At 70.8% G+C, this 16704-nt stretch carries 16 protein-coding genes and 1 riboswitch; of the genes, 12 read left to right on the forward strand and 4 right to left on the reverse strand.

Annotated features, from left to right (window positions below; translation table 11 throughout):
- Positions 1-170 precede the first annotated feature (170 nt).
- The 10 genes from E1202_RS02870 (at position 171) to E1202_RS02915 (ending at position 10051) form a co-directional block, all read left to right on the forward strand.
- Complete coding sequence (locus E1202_RS02870) at positions 171-1499, forward strand: glutamate-5-semialdehyde dehydrogenase (protein ID WP_132680750.1); 1329 nt, start codon at positions 171-173, stop codon at positions 1497-1499.
- Between the two features lie 2 nt (positions 1500-1501).
- Entirely contained in the window at positions 1502-2083 is a 582-nt protein-coding gene (locus tag E1202_RS02875; protein WP_132680752.1) for a TetR/AcrR family transcriptional regulator, read from the forward strand.
- 86 nt (positions 2084-2169) lie between these two features.
- Positions 2170-3378, forward strand: coding sequence for a cytochrome P450 (locus E1202_RS02880; RefSeq protein WP_132680754.1), 1209 nt, complete (start codon positions 2170-2172; stop codon positions 3376-3378).
- 31 nt (positions 3379-3409) lie between these two features.
- A complete protein-coding gene (locus E1202_RS02885) occupies positions 3410-3631 on the forward strand; it encodes a ferredoxin (RefSeq protein WP_132680756.1) in 222 nt (73 codons plus the stop codon).
- A 280-nt stretch (positions 3632-3911) separates the two neighbouring features.
- Entirely contained in the window at positions 3912-4523 is a 612-nt protein-coding gene (nadD, locus tag E1202_RS02890) for a nicotinate-nucleotide adenylyltransferase (protein WP_132680758.1), read from the forward strand.
- A gap of 362 nt (positions 4524-4885) precedes the next feature.
- Positions 4886-5269, forward strand: coding sequence for a ribosome silencing factor (gene rsfS, locus E1202_RS02895; protein WP_132680760.1), 384 nt, complete (start codon positions 4886-4888; stop codon positions 5267-5269).
- A complete protein-coding gene (locus tag E1202_RS02900) occupies positions 5266-5886 on the forward strand; it encodes a histidine phosphatase family protein (protein ID WP_132680762.1) in 621 nt (206 codons plus the stop codon). Before rsfS ends, E1202_RS02900 begins: the two co-directional genes overlap by 4 nt.
- A gap of 35 nt (positions 5887-5921) precedes the next feature.
- Positions 5922-6782 (forward strand): DegV family protein, encoded by an 861-nt coding sequence (locus E1202_RS02905; RefSeq protein WP_132680764.1) that lies wholly within the window; start codon positions 5922-5924, stop codon positions 6780-6782.
- 123 nt (positions 6783-6905) lie between these two features.
- Positions 6906-7712: a ComEA family DNA-binding protein gene (locus E1202_RS02910; RefSeq protein WP_132680766.1), complete on the forward strand. Its 807-nt coding sequence runs from the start codon at positions 6906-6908 to the stop codon at positions 7710-7712.
- Positions 7709-10051, forward strand: coding sequence for a DNA internalization-related competence protein ComEC/Rec2 (locus tag E1202_RS02915; RefSeq protein WP_207918434.1), 2343 nt, complete (start codon positions 7709-7711; stop codon positions 10049-10051). Before E1202_RS02910 ends, E1202_RS02915 begins: the two co-directional genes overlap by 4 nt.
- Positions 10052-10136: 85 nt before the next feature.
- On the opposite strand, the gene thrC is transcribed toward E1202_RS02915, so the two are convergent.
- Complete coding sequence (gene thrC, locus E1202_RS02920) at positions 10137-11405, reverse strand: threonine synthase (protein ID WP_132680768.1); 1269 nt, start codon at positions 11403-11405, stop codon at positions 10137-10139.
- 14 nt (positions 11406-11419) lie between these two features.
- A riboswitch (SAM riboswitch) is annotated at positions 11420-11557 on the reverse strand.
- 97 nt (positions 11558-11654) lie between these two features.
- Between thrC and holA the strand changes: the two genes are divergently transcribed.
- Positions 11655-12641, forward strand: coding sequence for a DNA polymerase III subunit delta (gene holA, locus E1202_RS02925; protein WP_132680769.1), 987 nt, complete (start codon positions 11655-11657; stop codon positions 12639-12641).
- Positions 12642-12746: 105 nt separating this feature from the next.
- Here the strand turns inward: holA and E1202_RS02930 are convergent, their stop codons facing one another.
- Positions 12747-13553 (reverse strand): TSUP family transporter, encoded by an 807-nt coding sequence (locus tag E1202_RS02930; protein ID WP_132680771.1) that lies wholly within the window; start codon positions 13551-13553, stop codon positions 12747-12749.
- A gap of 208 nt (positions 13554-13761) precedes the next feature.
- Between E1202_RS02930 and rpsT the strand changes: the two genes are divergently transcribed.
- On the forward strand, positions 13762-14022 hold the full coding sequence (gene rpsT / locus E1202_RS02935; protein ID WP_132680773.1) for a 30S ribosomal protein S20: 261 nt from the start codon (positions 13762-13764) through the stop codon (positions 14020-14022).
- A 59-nt stretch (positions 14023-14081) separates the two neighbouring features.
- Here the strand turns inward: rpsT and manD are convergent, their stop codons facing one another.
- Both manD and E1202_RS02945 read right to left on the reverse strand, forming a co-directional pair.
- Entirely contained in the window at positions 14082-15293 is a 1212-nt protein-coding gene (manD, locus tag E1202_RS02940) for a D-mannonate dehydratase ManD (protein ID WP_132680775.1), read from the reverse strand.
- A 21-nt stretch (positions 15294-15314) separates the two neighbouring features.
- Complete coding sequence (locus tag E1202_RS02945) at positions 15315-16652, reverse strand: MFS transporter (RefSeq protein WP_132680777.1); 1338 nt, start codon at positions 16650-16652, stop codon at positions 15315-15317.
- Positions 16653-16704 lie beyond the last annotated feature (52 nt).

Consider the following 16704-nt stretch of genomic DNA (forward strand, 5'->3'; position numbering starts at 1 on the left):
GGGGCAGCGCGGGCGTGTCGGGGACCCTCGGTCGCAACCGCAGCGCCTCGCGGAGCCGGAGCGGTCGCCTGGCTTCCGGATCCGGCGGTTCTCGGTGCTGCCGGTGGCGCTGTCCTGAGGGGCGGGAAATGCGTTGCCGGGCGCGTGCGGTCACGGATTAGGCTGGTGGGGTGACCGTCATCGAGTTCCCCACCTCTGACAAGGCGACCGGCGACGACCTGCGCGACCAGGTGCGGGACGCCGCCCGCCGGGCCCGCGAGGCCTCCGCCGAGCTGGCGCAGGCCACCCGCGGCGCCAAGGACGCGCTGCTGCAGGGCATGGCCGACGAGCTGGTCAAGCGCGCACCGGAGATCTTGGAGGCCAACGAGCGCGACGTGGCCGCGGCCCGCGAGTCCGGGACGACCGAGGCGCTGATCGATCGGTTGGTCCTGAGCACCGGCCGCGTCGAGGCGATGGCCGACGGTCTGCGCACGGTCGCCGGACTGCCGGATCCGGTGGGGGAGGTGCTGCGCGGCCAGGTGTTGCCCAACGGCGTCCAGCTGCGCCAGGTGCGGGTGCCGCTCGGGGTGGTCGGCATCGTCTACGAGGGCCGCCCGAACGTGACGGTCGACGCCGCGGGTCTGACCTTGAAGTCGGGCAACGCGGTGCTGCTGCGCGGCTCGTCGTCGGCGGAGAGCTCCAACACCGCCCTGGTGTGGATCCTGCGCGACGTCGTCGCCCGGCACGGCCTGCCGGTGGACGCCGTCCAGCTGCTTCCCTGCCACGACCGGGCCTCGGTGCACCACCTGATCACCGCTCGGGGGCTGGTCGACGTGGTCATCCCGCGCGGTGGCGCCGGCCTGATCTCGGCGGTGGTCGAGCAGTCCACGGTTCCGGCCATCGAGACCGGTGTGGGCAACTGCCACGTCTACGTCGACTCCAGCGCCGACCTCGACATGGCGCTGCGGATCCTGCTGAACTCCAAGGCCCGCCGCCCGAGCGTGTGCAACTCCGCGGAGACCTTCCTGGTGCACGCCGACATCGCCGAGGAGTTCCTGCCGCGCGCGATCGCCGAGCTGAGCGAGGCCGGCGTGACGGTGCACGGCGACGAGCAGGTGGTGGCCGTCGGCGGTCCGAACGTCGTGCCCGCCACCGACGAGGACTGGGACACCGAGTACCTGTCGCTGGACATCGCCGCTGCCGTCGTCGAGTCGCTGCCCGCCGCTGTCGAGCACATCCGCGAGCACGGCTCCGGGCACACCGAGGCCATCGTGACCAGCGATTTCCGCGCCTCCCAGCAGTTCACCGCGCAGGTCGACGCGGCCGCGGTGATGGTCAACGCCAGCACCGCCTTCACCGACGGCGGGGAGTTCGGGATGGGTGCCGAGATCGGCATCTCCACCCAGAAGCTGCACTCGCGGGGCCCGATGGGGCTGCCGGAGCTGACCTCCACCAAGTGGCTCGCGTTCGGCGACGGCCACGTGCGGCCGGGTTCCGCCCCGGCCAAGCCGGGGAGCTGAGCTTGACGCAGGCGCCGCGACGCAAGCGCGACTCCGCCGCCACCAAGGAAGCCCTGCTGCAGGCGGCCGCGGAGCTGTTCACCGAGCGCGGTTTCAGCGCGACGACGGTGCGCGACGTCGCGGCGCGCGCCGGGGCCAACCAGGCGCTCCTGTTCCGCTACTTCGGTTCGAAGCAGGAGCTGTTCGCGGCGGTCCTGACGCGCAACAGCGAGCAGGTGATCGCGGAGCTCTCCGCTGAGGAGCTGCCCCGGCAGCTGCTGATCAACCTGCTCGACAGCGCCGAGCCCAACGGGGAGCACCCGCTGGTGGCGATGCTGCGCTCGTGGAGCGATGAGCGGGCGGCGGAGATGCTGCGCGGCGAGCTGGGTGCCCGCTACACCGAGCGGCTCTCCGAGCTCTCCGACGCCGAGGACGCGCAGCTGCGCGCCGATCTCGTGCTGGCGTGGGTGTTCGGCATCGGGATGGTGCGTTCGGTCCTCGGGAAGAGCCCGCTGGCGGAGGCCGACCCCGAGGTCATCGTCCGCTACGTCACGCGTGCGTCATCCGTCCTGCTGGAGCGAACGGACCTTTCGGACGATCGCTGATCGCGGCGTGCGCAGCGTCTTTCCCGGGCGTACCGTGCGTTTGTAAGCGACTGCTTACAAACGAGTTGTCCCTCGGGGAGCTGCGCATGACCACCACGGAGCCCAGGACGTATCCGTTCAACGTCGCCGAGGTCCTCGACCTCGACCCGCTCTACGCCCGGCTGCGCGCGCAGGAGCCGCTGAGCCGCATCAAGCTGCCCTACGGCGAAGAGGCCTGGCTGGCCACCCGCTACGAGGACGTCAAGGTCGTCCTCGGCGACCCGAGGTTCAGCCGCGCCGAAACGATGGAGCGCGACGAACCGCGACTGCGACCGCGACAGCAGGTCGGCGGCATCCTGAGCATGGACCCGCCCGACCACACCCGCCTGCGCCGACTGGTGGCCAAGGCGTTCACCCAGCGCCGCGTCGAGAAGCTGCGCCCGCGCACCCAGGACATCGCCGATGGCCTGGTGAGCTCGATGATCGAGCGGGGCGGCCCGGTCGACCTGGTCGAGGACTTCGCCCTGCCGCTGCCGATCACGGTGATCTGCGAGCTGCTGGGCGTGCCCTTCGAGGACCGCGAGGACTTCCGGGTCTGGTCGGACGCGTTCCTGTCGACCAGCAAGCTCACCGCCGAGCAGGTCACCGACTGCACGGACCGGATGATGGACTACATCGCCGGTCTGATCGCGCAGCGCCGGGCCGAGCCCGCCGACGACCTGATCACCGGGCTCATCGCCGCCCGCGACGAGCACGACAAGCTCAGCGAGGACGAGATGGTCCGGCTGGCCGCCGGAATCCTCGTCGCCGGGCACGAGACGACCGCCTCGCAGATCCCCAACTTCCTCCACGTGCTGCTGACCCACCCCGAGCAGCTTCGGCGCTTGCGCGCGGACCTGGACCTGATCCCCTCCGCCGTCGAGGAGCTGCTGCGCTTCGTGCCGTTGGGCGTCGGCGCCGGTTTCGCGCGGTACGCCACCGAGGACGTCGAGCTCGGCGGCGTGCTGGTGCGCGCGGGCGAACCGGTGCTGTCGAGCATCGGCTCGGCCAACCGGGACGAAGCGGTCTTCGGCGACCCGGAGGTGGTGGACCTGGCGCGCGCGGAGGCATCGCACGTCGGCTTCGGCCACGGCCCGCACCACTGCCTCGGCGCCCAGCTGGCCCGGATGGAGTTGCAGGTCGCGCTGCGCACCCTGCTCACCCGGCTGCCGGGGCTGGACTTCCCGAACTCGCCCGAGCAGGACGTGACGTGGAAGACGGGACTTCTGGTCCGGGGGCCGCAGCGGATGATGGTGTCGTGGCAAGGTGTCGAGTGATCTCGCTCATGCGGACGGAAGAGGTGAGCTGATGAGTTGGTCGATCGAGATCGACACGAACACCTGCATCGGGTCGGGGATGTGCGCCGGGGTCGCCCCGGACCACTTCGAGCTGGTCGAGGGCTATTCGAAGACCCTGCAGGACCGGTCCGAGCCATCCGAGGAGGTCGTGGACGCCGCCGAGTCCTGCCCGGTGGAGGCGATCCTGGTCAAGGCGGTCGCGACCGGGAAGGTCGTCGCACCCGAGGAGTGACCGGCGTCACAGCGAAAATACCGTCATGATTCCCGGCGCTCGCGGGTCCCACCCGTGCGCGCCCAAGAGGCAGCGCCCGCGATCCGAAGTGAGCCCCCAGCCGCGGAGGATCGCGCAGGGCGGCGGGGTCCGGTCGAGGGGGGAGCCTGGACCGGGCCTCGCAGCCGGCTGCGGTCCCGGCGTGGGGTTTGAGGGGATCCGTGCCGGGACCGTGGCCTCCGACACCCCGGGGTGACCCGCTGACGTGCCTGGTCGTGACGCTTATCTAGGGTGGTCAGCTATGTCTCGTCGCCGGATCGGGGTCATGGGTGGCACCTTCGATCCCATTCATCACGGACACCTCGTGGCCGCCAGCGAAGTGCAGGCGCAGTTCGGCCTCGAACAGGTGATCTTCGTGCCCACCGGGCAGCCGTGGCAGAAGAGCCACGAGGTCGTCTCGCCGGCCGAGGACCGCTACCTGATGACCGTGATCGCCACCGCCTCCAACCCGCGGTTCCTGGTCAGCAGGGTGGACGTCGACCGCAAGGGGCCGACGTACACCGCTGACACGCTCACCGATCTCCACGAGCAGTTCCCGGACGCTGATCTGTACTTCATCACCGGGGCCGACGCCCTGGAGCAGATCCTGTCCTGGCACCGGGTCGAGGAGATGTTCCAGCTCGCCCACTTCATCGGCGTCACCAGGCCCGGCTATTCGCTCAACAGCGCGCACCTGCCCGACGGGTCGGTGTCGCTGGTCGAGATCCCGGCGATGGCGATCTCCTCCACCGGCTGCCGCGACCGGGTCCGGGCGGGCCTGCCGGTCTGGTACCTCGTGCCCGACGGCATCGTGCAGTACATAACGAAGCGCGGCCTCTACCGCGATGATGCTCCCGCCGAGTGGGGCCCGTAGCAGGGTTCGTCCTCGGCGAGGCTCGATGGGGACTCCGCGCCCCGGTCGCCACGAGGTGGTGCCCGGGTCGCAGAGCGCCGGAGCCCCTCCGGCAGCGGCGAGCGGTAGATACCACCCCGCTGGCCGAAGGTGCTCATCAGGGGTGTTGTCGCTGGTCGGGAGGTCTCGTGGTGCACTTCATCACCGAGCGCGGCCTCCACCGCGACGCTCCGGCGGGATGGGGACCGTCAGGGCGATTGAACCCGAGCGCACCGCTCGGGCATAAAGGACTTGTATGCGAAGGCCGGGCGGCTCCTGGTCGGGACCGGCGGCCTATCCTGCTACCCGGCATGGGCACACCGAGCCCGGCCGAGAGGAGTGACGTGGCAGCCACCGAGAACGCCCGCGAGCTGGCCCTGATCGCCGCCCAAGCCGCGGCCGACAAGAAGGCCACCGACGTGGTCCTGCTGGATGTCTCCGAGCAGCTGGTCATCACCGACTGCTTCATGATCGCGTCGGCCTCGAACGAGCGGCAGGTCGAAGCGATCGTCGACTCGGTCGAGGAGAAGCTGCGCGCGGCGGGCATCAAGCCGGTCCGGCGCGAGGGCGCCCGCGAGGGCCGGTGGGTCCTGCTGGACTTCGTCGACGTCGTGGTGCACGTCCAGCACGCCGAGGAGCGCTCCTTCTACCAGCTGGAGAAGCTGTGGAAGGACTGCCCGCGGATCGAGTTCGTCGATCAGGGCGTGTCGGCCGAGGAAGACGAGTGAGCCTCGACCGGCTCGTGCTCTGGCGGCACGGCGAGACCGACTACAACCTCGCCGGCCGCATCCAGGGTCACCTCGACAGCTCGCTGACCGCCAACGGCGTCGAGCAGGCCGAGCAGGCCGCTCCCTCCATCGCGGCCTTCGAGCCGTCGGTGGCCATCAGCTCCGACCTGAACCGCGCGCGCACCACCGCCGCCGCCTACGCCAAGGTCAGCGGCGAGCCGGTGAAGCTGGACAAGCGGCTGCGGGAAACCCACGTCGGGGAGTGGCAGGGGCTCAGCGGAGCCGAGGTCGAGCACGGCTGGCCCGGTGCGCTGAACACCTGGCGGGCGAACCCGGACTGGGCGCCGCCCGGAGGGGAGTCCCGCATCGAGGTCGCCACCCGTGCCGTCGAGGTCGTCACCGAGCTCGACGACCACTACGACGGCACCGCGCTGCTGTGCGCGCACGGCGGGCTGATCACCGCGCTCACCGCGAAGCTGCTGGCGCTGCCGGTGGAGCTGTGGCCGGGTCTGGGCGGGGTGCGCAACTGCCACTGGGTGGTCCTCAACCGCCGCAGCCCCAGCGACCACCGCTGGCGCCTGATGGTCTACAACGCCGGGGCGCAAGCCCACGTGTGATCGCATCTGCCGTCTGACGTCGTAGGGTTGCGTCCGTGTCCATTGCCGTCGTCACCGATTCCACGGCGTACCTGCCGTCCGGATACGCCGCGCGGTACGGGGTTCGGGTCGTTCCGCTGCACGTCAGCGTGAACGGTGGCAAGCACGTCTACGAGACCGAGTTCTCGCCTCGCGACCTCGCCGAGGCGTTGGCGAACAAGCATCGGGTGACCACCGCGAGCGCCACCTCGGGAGAGCTGGCCCGCGCCTACCGGCAGGCGCTGGACGACGGTGCCGACGGTGTCGTGGCGGTGCACCTGTCCCGGCAGCTGTCGGGGACCTGGGACGCCGCTCGGCTGGCCGCGCGCGAGACCGACCCTGACCGGGTCCGGGTGGTGGACTCGCGATCAGCGGCGATGGGGCTGGGGTTCTCCGTCCTCGGCGCCGCCGACGCCGCTCAGGCGGGCGCCGACCTGGACGAGGTGGAGCACACCGCTGCGGTGACGGCCGCGCGCACGACCACCGTGTTCTCCGTGCAGACGCTGGAGTACCTGCGACGCGGCGGGCGCATCGGCACCGCGGCGGCGGTGCTGGGCACGGCGCTGTCGATCAAGCCGTTGCTGCACGTCGACGACGGGCGCATCGACGCGCTGGAGAAGGTGCGCACCACGACTCGCGCGATGGCGCGGCTGCGCGACATCTCGCTGGACGCGGCCGGTTCCGGTTCGGCCGCGATCGCGGTGCACCACCTCGCCGCCGCCGAGCACGCCGAGGAGCTGGCGGCGCGGTTCACCGCCGAGCTGGGGGAGTCGGTGGAGTGCGTCGTCTCGGAGGTCGGCGCGGTCATCGGGGCGCACATCGGCCCCGGGTCCGTGGGCGTGGTGGTTCTCCCGAACGGGTGGCGTTTCGGCGCGTGAAAATCCTTCGGGGCGCGGATTCCACACCATCGAGCTGAATCTCGGCGATGTTCGGTTCACAGTAGTCAGATGCACGAAAAATAATGGTGCGCAACGCGTTTCGATCGCGCTACCGTCGTCGACATGTTCGACACCAAGCTCTTCCGCGCCGCTGACGACGACTCCTACGAGCAGCTCGACACCAGGTCCCGGTTGCAGACGCTGCGCCGCGAGGCCGAGCACGACGAGCCGACGCAACGAATCCAGGCCCACTACTCGGTGAAACCGCCTGGTGGCGGCCGAAGTTCGCCGTTGTCGCGGCTCGCCGAGCGATGGCTGCCCGAATCCCTGCTGCGGTCGAGAGTCGACCCCGGTCGCGCCGGGGTGCTCGCGCTGTCGTTGGTGGCGGCCCTCGTGCTGCTCGGTGTGCTCGTCCTCACCTGGTCCGAAGGCCCGACGGCCGAGTCCGCTCCGCCACCGCTTCCCGCTCCGCCGCCACCGGTGTCGACCAGCGCCGCCGCTCCGGCGGAGCTGGTGGTCAGCGTCGTCGGCCGAGTGCAGCGCCCCGGTCTGGTCACGGTCTCAGCCGGTGCGCGGGTCGCCGACGCTGTGTCGGCTGCGGGCGGGCCGCTTCCCGACACCGACCTGACCGGACTCAACCTCGCCCGCCGTCTGGCCGACGGCGAGCAGCTCTACGTCGCCATCCCGGTGCCACCGGGGGCCCAGCCGGGTCAGACCGGCGCGGGTGCCGGCGGCGACGGCAAGGTCGACCTCAACACCGCGACGAAGGAGCAGCTCGATGGACTACCAGGGGTCGGCGAGGTCACCGCCGAGCGAATCCTGCAGTGGCGCACCGAACACGGACGCTTCGACTCGGTGGATCAGCTCCGGGATGTCGGGGGGATCGGCGACGCTCGGCTGTCCAAGCTGCGTGATCTGGTGCGGGTGTGATCCGGCGGCTGGACCTGCGGCTGGTCCCGGCGGCAGCGGCGGTCTGGGCGGTGACGCTGCTCGGTCTGCTGGCGGGCTGGGTGCCGGCCGCGGTGACGGCGCTCGCGGCGGCGATCCCGGTGGTCCTGATGATCTCGCGTCGCTCGGGGCCCAAAGCGGTGCTGGTGGTTCTGCTGCTCGCCGCGGTGTCGGCGACCGGCATCGCGATCCGGGCTCACGACGTCGAGAACCATCCGCTCCGCCGCGCGTCGGGTGCCGGTGAGCAGGTGGTGGTGCGGGTGGAGCTGACGGCCGCGCCAACTCCGCTGCGCGGGGCGGCGTTCGGCGCCAGCCGGGCGCAGGACCGCTCGCTGGCCAGAGCGGAGCTGGTGAGCGCCGAGATCGCCGGACGCCGGTATGCGGCAGGCGGTTCGGTGGTGCTGCTGGTGCCGACCGAGTCGTGGCGCGGACTGATCGCCGGGCAGCGGCTCACCGTCCGGGGCAAGGCGGCACCGCCGCGCGACGGACAGCTCGTCCTGGCGCTGGTGCCGGTCTACCGGGCGCCGAGCGAGGTCGCTGCGCCACCGCAGTGGCAGCGCGTGGCCGCGGACATGCGCGCGGGACTGCGCGAGATCGCCGGGCGACATCTGGGACCGGAAGCGGCTGGGCTGCTGCCGGGACTGGTCGTCGGTGACACCAGCGGGCTGGACCCGGAGGTGGAGCAGGAGTTCGAGGCAGCCGGCCTGAGCCATCTCACGGCTGTCTCGGGGGCGAACCTGGCGATCGTGTGCGGTGCGGTCCTGGTGCTGCTGCGCCTGCTGGGCATGGGCCCCGTGGTCTGCGCGCTGGGCGCGGGGGCGGCGCTGGTCGGGTTCGTCGCTTTGACCGGGCCCGAACCGAGCGTGCTGCGCGCCGCGGTGATGGGAGCCATCACGCTGCTCGCGCTGGTGCTGGGCCGCCGCCGCTCGGCACTGCCTGCGCTGGCGGCGAGCGTGATCGGGCTGCTGGTCCTGCTGCCGGAGCTGGCGGTCAGCGCGGGGTTCGCCCTGTCGGTCGCGGCCACGGCGGGCCTGGTGCTGCTGGCACCGGTGTGGGCGGCAGCGTTGCGGGCGCGTGGCGTGCCGGTCGGGCTGGCCGAGGCGATCGCGGTTCCGGTGGCCGCGCACGTGGTCACCGCGCCGCTGATCGCCGCGATCTCCGGTGGCGTGAGCCTGGTGGCGGTGCCGGCCAACCTGCTGGCGGCGCCGGTGATCGCCCCGGCGACGGTGTTCGGCGTGCTGGCCACCGTCGCAGCACCGGTGTCGACGTGGGCGGCGGCGGTCGGCGTCGTGCTGGCCGGACCGGAGCTGGAGTGGGTGCTGCTGGTCGCCGATCGTGCTTCGGCGGTGCCGGGTGCGGTGTTCGACTGGCCGACGGGCACCGGCGGTGGCCTGCTGCTGGCGGTTCTGCTGCTGGTGGGGTTGCTCGCGTTGCGAGGAAGGAGGATTCGGCTGCTCGTGGTGGTCGCAGTGCTGTTCAGCGCGCTGGTCGTGCTGCCGGTGCGCACCATGCTGCCGGGCTGGCCAGCGCAGGGCTGGAGCGTGGTGGCCTGCGACGTGGGGCAGGGCGACGGACTGGTGCTGGCGACGGGGAGACCGGAGGAGGCCGTCGTGGTCGACACCGGCCCGGACCCGCGCCGGGCGGCGAACTGCCTGCGGCGCCTGGGGATTCGCCGGGTGTCGATGGCGGTGCTCACGCACCTGCACGCCGACCACGCCAGCGGGCTGCGCACGGTGCTGGGTGAGATCCCGGTCGGCGCGGTGGCGATCGGGCCGCTGCGCGAACCGCGGTGGGCCTTCGGTGATCTGGTGCGCGACACCCGTGCGCACCGCACGCCGACCGTCACCCTGCAGGCCGGGCAGCGGCTGGCGTGGCCGGGTCTCGTGCTCGACGTCCTCGCCCCCGACCCGGGCGTGACCCGCACGCAGACCGCCGACGACGCCAACGATGCGTCGTTGGTGATCCGCGCGACCACCCCGGCGGGACGCGTGCTGCTCACCGGTGACGTGGAGCTGCCGGGGCAGGGGCGTCTGGTGTCGTCCGGCGCGGATCTGCGAGCCGACGTGCTCAAGGTTCCACACCACGGATCCCGCTACACGACACCGCGCTTCCTGCGCGCTGTGCGGCCGAGGCTCGCGCTGATCAGCGTCGGCGCGGGCAACGACTACGGGCACCCGAACCCGTTCGTGGTCGACACGCTGGCCCGCGCTGGCACCCGGGTGCTGCGCACCGACCAGGAAGGGGACATCGCGGTCCTCCCCGGGCCGCGGGGGCCTCGGTTCGTCGCACGCGGAGACCCGCTGCGCGTCACCGACAACTGAGCATCCGAAGTGGACGAAAAAGGTGGGTGGCGTCCTCTCGGGACGGCCACCCACCTTGAGAGAGGAGGATTCGCCTACAACGGAATCAGAGGCCCAGAGCCTGGTTCACCGACTCGGTGGTCGGGGCGACGGTGGCCTTCGGGCCGAGCTCGCCCTCGACGGCGTCCAGGGTCTTGAGGCCGTCACCGGTGATCAGCAGAACCGTCTCGGCGTCCGGGTCGATCTTGCCGGCCTCGATGAGCTTCTTGGCGGTCGCCACGGTCACGCCACCGGCGGTCTCGGCGAAGATGCCCTCGGTGCGGGCCAGCAGGCGGATGCCGGCGCGGACCTCGTCGTCGGTGACGTCCTCGATGGCACCGCCGGTCTTGCGGACGATGTCGAGCACGTACGGACCGTCGGCGGGGGCGCCGATGGCCAGCGAGCGGGCGATGGTGTCCGGCTTGACCGGCTGCACCACGTCGTGGCCGTTGCGGAAGGCGGTGGAGACCGGGGAGCAGCCGGAGGCCTGCGCGCCGAAGATCTTCACGGGGCTCTCGTCGACCAGGCCGACCTGGGCGAACTCGTTGAAGCCCTTGTGGACCTTGGTCAGCTGCGAGCCGGAGGCGATCGGCACCACGATCTGCTCGGGGATGCGCCAGCCCAGCTGCTCGGCGACCTCGAAGGCCAGGGTCTTGGAGCCCTCGGAGTAGTAGGGCCGGACGTTGACGTTGACGAACGCCCAGTCCTCGTGCTCGCCGGCGAGCTCGGTCGCGAGCCGGTTGACGTCGTCGTAGTTGCCGTCGACGGCCAGCAGCGAGCCGTCGTAGACCGCGCTCATCAGGATCTTGGCGCGTTCGAGGGTCTTGGGGACCAGCACGACCGAGTCCCAGCCGGCGCGGGCAGCGGCGGCGGCCACGGCGTTGGCGAGGTTGCCGGTCGACGGGCAGGCCAGCACCTTGAACCCGAACTCGCGGGCGGCGGCCAGTGCGACGGCGACGACGCGGTCCTTGAAGGAATGCGTGGGGTTGCCGGTGTCGTCCTTGATCCAGATCTTCTTCACGCCGAGGGCCTTGGCGAGGTTGTCCGCCTGGATCAAGCGGGTGCAGCCGGGCTCGGTGTTCGGGATCTGGTCGACGTTGCCCGGAACCGGCAGGAACTGCTTGTAGCGCCAGATCGACCGCGGACCGGCCTCGATCTCCTCGCGGCGGATCTTGCCGAAGTCGTAGGCGACCTCAAGCGGCGAGAAGTCTTCGAGGGAGACGAATTCGGGAGCCAGCGGCTGCCGGTGTCCCTCTTCCTTGGACACCAGTTCGACGGCGTTGCCGAGATCGAACTTCTTGCCGGCGGTCGTGTTGGCGGGGGCAGCAGCAGTCATCGCGCGAGGTCCTCTCCTCATCTGTCCCGCGGACGGGTCGGAATTGGCACCTGTTTGCGTCCGTGACCTCGCGCCGGTTTTTTGCACGATGCAGCGGACGAACGGTTGCCGGGGCTTCAACGGGCCGTTCCCTCTGCCCCTCTGGATGAGCTATTCGGTTGTGCGGGCAACGTTAGTTGAACGAATGCATTCCTGGCCAGTGCGCATCCAGATGGCGAGACTGTCGCGGGCCCGTGGGACCATTCGTTCATGAGCTCACCGACCGTTGTCGCGGACCCGCTGCACCTGGTTCTCGGAGACGAAGAGCTGCTGGTGGAGCGCGCGATGTGGGCTGCGGTCGGGGCAGCCCGAGCGGCCGATCCGGAGGCCGATTTCAGCAGGGTGAAGGTGAGTGAGCTCACCCCTCCGGAGCTGGCCGAGATGCTGAGTCCCTCGCTGTTCGCGGAGGCTCGCGTGCTGGCGATCGAATCGGCGCAGGACGCCGGAAAGGAGATCGCCGAGGCCTTGCTGCTGCACGCCAAGCAACCGGCCGAGGGCGTGACCCTGATCGTCCTGCACAGCGGTGGCGGGCGGGCCAAGCACGCCAAGGAACTGCCCAACGCGCTGAAGAAGGTCGGCGCCCGGGTCACCGAGTGCAAGAAGCTCACCAAGCCCGCCGATCGCGAGGCGTTCGTCCGCGACGAGATCCGCCGCGCGGGCGGCAAGTCCGACTCCGGCGGGGTCAGCGCTCTGATCGAGGCGGTCGGCTCGGACCTGCGGGAACTGGCGGCTGCGGCCTCGCAGCTGGTGGCCGACACGGGCGGCAAGATCGACGCGGACGCGGTCGGCCGCTACTACCGGGGCCGCGCCGAGGTCACGGGGTTCGCGGTCGCGGAGAAGGCCGTGGTCGGGGACCGGGCCGGCGCGCTCGAAGCGCTGCGCTGGGCGATCCAGCTCGGCGTGCCGCACGTGCTCATCGCCGACGCCCTCGCGGACTCGGTTCGCACCATCGGCCGCGTCGCGGCGGCGGGCGGGCGCAACGATCCCTACCGGCTGGCAGGCGATCTCGGCATGCCCGCCTGGAAGGTCAAGAAGGCCCAGTCGCAGTCGCGCGGCTGGACGCCGACGAGCCTGGCGGCGGCGCTGCAGGTCGTCGCCGAGGTCAACGCGGGAGTCAAGGGCATGGCCGCCGACGCCGACTACGCCCTGGAGAAGACGGTCCTGCGCCTGGTCTCGCTGCGCAACCAGCGCACCTGATCACGCCGGCCGAGCAGCACCACTCCGGCGAGCACCACGACGGCACCGGCCGCGCCTCACCGAGCAGCCGCCAGGGCAGCCGACGATGGCGATGCTCGGCTCCGATCAGCCGCTGAGCGCGATCTTCCAGCCGAGGCTGACCACGAGCCCGACCACGACCGTCAGGAACACCCGTCGCACGAACGCCGACCCGCGACCGGCGGCCAGCGTCGCGCCGAGCACGCTGCCCGCGATGTTGGCGGCGGCCATCACCAGCCCGAGGCCCCACAGGACCTTGCCGGCGGGGATGAAGAAGAACAGCGCGCCCAGGTTGGTGGCCACGTTGACGACCTTCGCGGTCGCCGATGCGGTGACGAAGGCGAAACTGACCAGGCTGACCAGCCAGAACACCAGGAAAGAGCCGGTTCCGGGCCCGGCGATGCCGTCCCAGAACCCGATCACCGCTCCGCCGAGCAGCATCAGCGCCAGCTGGAGCCGGCGTGCGAACCGGGGAGCGTGCACCGAGCCGAGGTCGGGCTTGCGCCACGTGTAGATGCCGACCACGACCAGCGCGACCAGCACCACGACGTTGAGCACGGAGGAGGGCAGCGCGTCGGCCAGTGCCGCCCCGCCCAGCGATCCGACCAGCGCGACCAGCGCCATCGGCAGCGCGGCCCGCCAGTCCATCGGCGTGCGCTTGGCGTAGGTGCGGGCCGCGGCCGAGGTCCCGGCGATCGCGGCGATCTTGCTGGTGGCCAGCGAGTAGATGACCTCGCCGCCGGGCAGCAGCACCAGCATCGCGGGCAGCTGGATGAGGCCGCCGCCGCCGACGATCGCGTCCACGGCTCCGGCGAGGAACGCCGCCGCGCAGAGGAACAGCAACCCGGCGAGGGTGAGATCGGCGAATCCGGGCCAGTTCAACGCGGTCAGCACGAGGCATCACCGTATGGCCTGCGCACAGCGGATCCGAGCGGTTGTGAGCGTCCTCGCGGCACTCGGACCACCCGGCGAACGCGCAGGTGAGCCTTGTTAGCATGGACGACCGTGTCGTACGGCATTCCGCCGTGGAGGAAAACCGGCCTTCGGGCCGGGCCGATTCGAGTGCGGCACGTGATTCGACTGACGAGGAAGAGGCGCACCAGTGGCCAACATCAAGTCCCAGATGAAGCGGATCAAGACCAACGAGGCGAACCGCCAGCGCAACAAGGCCGCGAAGACCACGCTGAAGTCCGCCATCCGCAAGTTCCGCGCGGCCGCTGACGCCGGCGAGAAGGACAAGGCCGTCGAGCTGCAGCAGACCGCCGGTCGTCTGCTGGACAAGGCCGCGAGCAAGGGCGTCATCCACAAGAACCAGGCCGCCAACAAGAAGTCGGCGATGGCCGCCCGCGTGAACAAGATCTGAGTTTTCTCAGTCGACGAAACGGCCCTCTCCCCGCAGCGGGGAGAGGGCCGTTTCGCGTTTCACCAGTCGTGCATCGAGCCGTCGCGGCGGCGGTTCACCGGCAGGTAGCGGGGCTCGTAGGGGAACCGCTCCGCGGCCTCCTCGTCGACCCACACGCCGAGCCCGGGTTCGTCGCTGGGGTGCAGGTAGCCGTTGGCGAAGGTGTACCCGGAGTGGAACACCTCCGCCGTCTGCTCGGTGTGGCCCATGTACTCCTGGATGCCGAAGTTCGGCACGGCCAGGTCGACGTTGAGCGCCGCCGACAGCGAGATCGGTGACAGGTCGCCGGCCCCGTGGCAGCCGGTGCGCACGCCGTAGAGCTCGGCGAGCGAGAAGATCCGCCGCAGGTGCGTGATGCCGCCCGCGTGCGAGACCGAGGTGCGGACGTAGTCGATCAGCCGCTCGGTGATCAGCTGCTGGCAGTCCCAGATCGAGTTGAACACCTCACCGACCGCGATCGGGGTCGTGGTGTGCTCCCGGATCAGCCGGAACGCGCTCTGGTCCTCGGCCGGGGTCGGGTCCTCGATCCAGAACATGCGGTGCTCTTCGAGGTCCTTGCCGAGCCGCCCGGCCTCGATGGGGGTGAGCCGGTGGTGCACGTCGTGCAGCAGGTGGAAGTCGAAGCCGAACCGCTCCCGCACCGCGCCCAGCACCTGCGGCGCGTGCCGCAGGTAGGACTCGGTGTCCCAGTGGCCTTCCTCCGGAACCGCTGAGGACGCGGGCTCGTAGAACTCGCCCTTGGCCGGAACTCCGTAGGCCTTGTCCACGCCGGGCACCGACGCCTGCGCCCGGATCGCCAGGAACCCCTGGTCCAGGTGCGCGGCGACGTCGTCGAGCAGTGCGGGAACGTCCTCGCCGGTGGCGTGGCAGTAGGTCAGCACGCCGTCCCGGGCCGCGCCGCCGAGCAGCTGGTAGACGGGCAGCCCGGCGACCTTGCCCTTGATGTCCCACAGCGCGATGTCGACCGCGGCGATCGCGGTCATCGTCACCGGGCCGCGCCGCCAGTAGGCGCCCTTGTACAGGTACTGCCAGGTGTCCTCGATGCGCTGCGAGTCGCGGCCGATCAGCAGCGGGCAGATGTGGTCGCGCAGGTAGGACGCCACGGCGAGCTCGCGCCCGTTGAGCGTGGCGTCGCCCCAGCCGACCGCGCCGTCGGCGGTGGTGAGCTTGAGCGTCACGTAGTTTCGGCCGGGAGCGGTGATGATGACCTTGGCATCAACGATCTTGGACAACTCGGTCCTCTCTGCGATCGGTCAGTTCTGCTCGGTGCGGGGCCAGTCGGCGTACTCGGTGCCGCCTCGGCGATTCGGCGCGGTTTCGGGGAGGAAGCGCAGGCCGATGAGGCTCAGCACGATCAGCGCCGCCACGTACACCGCGACCCAGGTGAAGCCGCCGCCTGCGAGCACCAGCAGCGCGGAGGCGACGACGGTGAACGGGCCGCTGGCGATCATCGCGCCGAACTGCCACACCACCGACACACCGCTGTAGCGGGCGCTGGAGGGGAACAGCTCGGGGAAGTAGGACGCCTGCGGCGCGTAGGTCCCGGCGTGGCCGAAGGCCAGTCCGGCGATCATCAGCAGCGTGATCAGCACGACGTTGCCGCTCTCCACGGCCAGGAACGCGGGCACCACCAGCGCCAGGTTGAGCACGGCGGCGCCGATGAAGGTGGTGCGGCGGCCGATGCGGTCGGTGAGCTTTCCCCAGAACGGCAGCAGGATCAGCTCGGCGACGATCGCGATGATCACCGCGTCCAGCACGATCCCGCTGTCGACGTCGTGCGCCTTGGCGTAGGAGACGAGGAAGACGGTGTAGAGCGGGAAGACGGCGGCCTCGACGAACTTGGCCAGCATGCCGCCGAAGACCTCGCGGCGGTGGTCCGACAGCAGCACCTTCACCGGCGCGCGCTGCGGTTCCTGCTCCTTGACTGCCTCGAACGTCTCGGATTCGGGCACCCGCATCCGGATGTACAGGCCGATGATCACCACGACGGCGCTGAGCAGGAACGGGATGCGCCACCCCCAGGAGAGGAACGCCTCTTCGGGCAGCTGCGCCTCCAGCGCCGCGAACAGCACGGTCGGGATCAGGTAGGCGGCGGGCGAGCCCATCTGCACGAAGCTCGCGTAGAAGCCGCGCTTGTCCGGTGGTGCGGCTTCGGCGGTGAGCAGCAGCGCTCCGCCCTGCTCGCCGCCGACGCCGAAGCCCTGCAGCAGCCGGACCAGGACCAGGATGATCGCCGCCCACAGCCCGATCTGCTCGTAGGTGGGCATCAGGCCGACCACGAAGGTGCCGAGGCCGGTGAGCAGCAGCGTGTAGACCAGCGTCTTCTTGCGGCCGAGCCGGTCGCCGACGTGGCCCCACACGAGACCGCCGAGGGGGCGGGCGAAGAACCCGACCGCGTAGGTGGAGAACGCGGCGAGGGTGCCCACGAGCGGGTCGACCTCGGGGAAGAAGACCTTGTTGAACACCAGCGCCGATGCGGTGCCGTAGATGAAGAAGTCGTAGTACTCGGCGATCGTGCCGATCACCGAGGCGGCGACCGTGCGGCGCAGCGATCTGGTCCCGCCGGCGCGCGGCTCGAGGTCCGTCGGCATTGACCCTCCTCAATTCATGAATACCAGCGGTACCATACAAGCGCTGGGATGC

The sequence above is a fragment of the Saccharopolyspora karakumensis genome (assembly GCF_004349225.1).
GTDB classification, from domain to species: Bacteria; Actinomycetota; Actinomycetes; order Mycobacteriales; family Pseudonocardiaceae; genus Saccharopolyspora; species Saccharopolyspora endophytica.